The sequence below is a fragment of the Geobacillus sp. G4 genome (assembly GCF_040327975.1).
GTDB lineage: Bacteria > Bacillota > Bacilli > Bacillales > Anoxybacillaceae > Geobacillus > Geobacillus thermoleovorans.
The window spans coordinates 1-2,164 of record NZ_JBEPJY010000044.1; the positions used below are offsets into that span (position 1 = coordinate 1).

The 2,164-nt window shown below is 29.9% G+C and carries 2 protein-coding genes; both read left to right on the forward strand.

What is annotated here, in order from left to right:
• The first annotated feature begins 373 nt into the window (after positions 1 to 373).
• Complete coding sequence (locus tag ABS784_RS16765; protein ID WP_352513343.1) at positions 374 to 793, forward strand: hypothetical protein; 420 nt, start codon at positions 374 to 376, stop codon at positions 791 to 793.
• Positions 780 to 1,874: a hypothetical protein gene (locus tag ABS784_RS16770; protein WP_352513345.1), complete on the forward strand. Its 1,095-nt coding sequence runs from the start codon at positions 780 to 782 to the stop codon at positions 1,872 to 1,874. The genes ABS784_RS16765 and ABS784_RS16770 overlap by 14 nt, the downstream gene beginning before the upstream one ends.
• The last annotated feature ends 290 nt before the right edge of the window (positions 1,875 to 2,164 follow it).

The window sequence follows — 2,164 nt, forward strand, 5'->3', positions numbered from 1 at the left end:
AAAGGACATAGCCTCGTGGAGTTCATTTACAGCGCAGCAAAACAAAATATTCCTATTGACGCCGTGAAAAAACAGCTTCATGTGGCATAAGGGGTACCCTGTTTGTCTCTTTTTACATGGTAATTATTGTTATAAAAATTGCTCAACTACAGTTTTTTATTAAATTTTATATTGACAAAATTATATATATATATATATATATAATTACTAATGTATTTAATTTTTGGAGAGAGGAGGAAAAACATGCAGGTAAAAGTAATTAAGAAATCTGGTAAAAAACTTGCTAAGGCAACTTGTTATGACTGGTAAGTTAAATCACCGTGACTAGTGACTTCACTTAGTCACGGTTCCCTTTTACTTGCATGTGCACTAAATGTATATTCATTCTAAAGATGAGATTTTTAGGAAAATTGTTGTTCAGTCTCTTGATCGGTTTATGATTGCTTTTAAACAGTATTTATCTAAAAATATTGAACTTCCTCGCAATGTCCAAGTCGATATACTTCGTATCTATTTTGAAAGAGGATGTTCGTTTTCTTTCTTTTTCTTCTTAGAAGTTGTTCAGTATGCTTATGAAAATGATATGAATGATATGGTGGAATCACTTTTAGAAACAGTAGTTAGCCACTTTGGAGAGTTTAATTATGGGGTGCTGGTGAAGTCTAAAAATGGTTATGAGCTATATGTTTCTGAAATAGGCAGAGATGCTTCTGTTTTTCTTTTTCGTGATAAGCTACAGTTTGAAAAATTCAAAGAACAAAAAAAGGGAATTATATATTATGAGATATGTTAAAGAAAACTATATCCTCGTTTTTCTATATTTTTTCCTAATTTTAGCTTCAGGTATGGCTTATTCCTATACTATTACTAGAATTGTATCGATTTCTAGTTTATCTCCTTTTTTAGTTATAATTATAAATTCAATCATTAGCGTCTTTATTGTTATTGATTTTTTATTTATAAAAAAAATTTCGACTTTACATTCCAAGACTATTAGTTTGATCACAAGCTTTTTTTTATTGATATTATTCTTTTTATCATACGTTTTAAAAGATGAGGTAGTCATTTTATTGGTCACATATGCAGTTTTATTTTTCTCCTCTTCATATGTAGGAAGAAGTTTGGAAGAAAAAATTCTTGAAAATGATAAACGTTTGTTTGGTGGCATGGTTAAAATAAGTGTAGTTGGGAATTTAGCTAAACTTGTAGGATTTGGATTAGGAGTGTTCATCTTTAGTATTCCGTTGAGGATATATATGTTCTCATCATTATTTTTGTTTATTGTAATTGCGAGTATAAATGTCCAACATAATTTTTCAACTAATAAAGCTGTTATCTTATCTCGAAAAAAAGTAGATAGTATATCTTTGTTAATATTTATGGGGATTATATCATCCATCCCAATTCTTTGGATTCCATCTCTAGTAGAAAGATTTGATCAAGAAGGGATGATAAGGTTATCTTTTATCCCATTTGTGTTACCAGGAATAATGAATGTTTTATTTTTAAGATATCTCAAAGCCAAGGGGTATAATAGACATATTCCTCTTTTTTATTTTGTGCTAACCGTATTTTTTATGGTGATATACTTTACCGATACTCCTCTCATTTTTCAAGCTGTAGTACTAAGCACGATCATCACTTTAGGTGTAGCGATAAATGTTCATATCAATACGATTTTTATTCACAAAAATAAAAAAAGAGATAAAAGAGAGTTAATGCAAATAATTAAAGTAGTCATATCGATTTCCACATTATTATTTAGTTTTTTAGGTATGTATATTTATTTTATCGTCCACCTTATGTTACTAATAAGTGCTATTTTAAGTTTGATTGTTTTTGTATCTTTTGAACGTATAAAAGTGAATGAATGAGGAAGGCTACAACAGCTCCAGCTAAAAACAAGCTAAACTTTCTAGTTGATATAATTTACAAAAGAAGGCAGGGGTCGTCAATGGCAATAAAGATAGGAATATGCTATAGAGATTCTATTCATGAGGAGTTTATTGATAAATTAATTGAATATGTAGATTTTCTCGAACTAATGCCTGATATAACTGGATACAAGGAAACGAAGAGGTTATTGAAAACCCGTGGTGCTAGATAAAACTCAGACAAGCATAAAAATAGCCCTTGCTGGCGGATCTCCAGTAGAATGAAAGTG